Annotated in this window: 2 protein-coding genes; both read left to right on the top strand. The window is 57.7% G+C overall.

Features of this window, described 5'->3' with window-relative positions:
- On the top strand, nucleotides 1-209 hold a 209-nt coding region (locus AC1D0P_RS30615; RefSeq protein WP_477680169.1), incomplete at its 5' end, for a hypothetical protein.
- Between the two features lie 9 nt (nucleotides 210-218).
- Nucleotides 219-414: TadE/TadG family type IV pilus assembly protein (locus AC1D0P_RS30610; RefSeq protein ID WP_477680168.1), on the top strand; the 196-nt coding region annotated here is incomplete at its 3' end.

The raw sequence follows: 414 nt of genomic DNA, 5'->3' as shown, positions 1-414 counted from the left end.
GCGATCAGTTTTCCGATCTCGACACATCCGAATTCGCCTTCTCGCCCGGCGGATCGGAAAGCAAGAACATGGTACGCGCTTATTATAAATGGCAAGTGATGACCGATCTGGTGCGGCCCTATATCAGCAATCTCCGCCCCGCCGGCCAGGTCATGCCGACGCAATTCCTCATCGTTTCGACCACGGCGTTCGAGAACGAGAAATATTAGGAGGGCGGCATGCTGAAACATCTCGCAACCTCCATCCGCGCGGCATTCCAACATCTCTTCGAGGACCGCAAAGGCGCCAGCGCCATCGAATTCGCCTTCCTGGCGCCGGTGCTGATCGCGCTCTATGTCGGTTCCTTCGAAGTCACCGAGGCCTATAATGCCGCCGGCAAGGTTTTGAAGGCGGCAGCCACGGTCTCCGACATCG

This window comes from Polaromonas sp. P1_G2, assembly GCF_056405515.1.
This window is presented reverse-complemented; position numbering and strand designations above follow the sequence as displayed.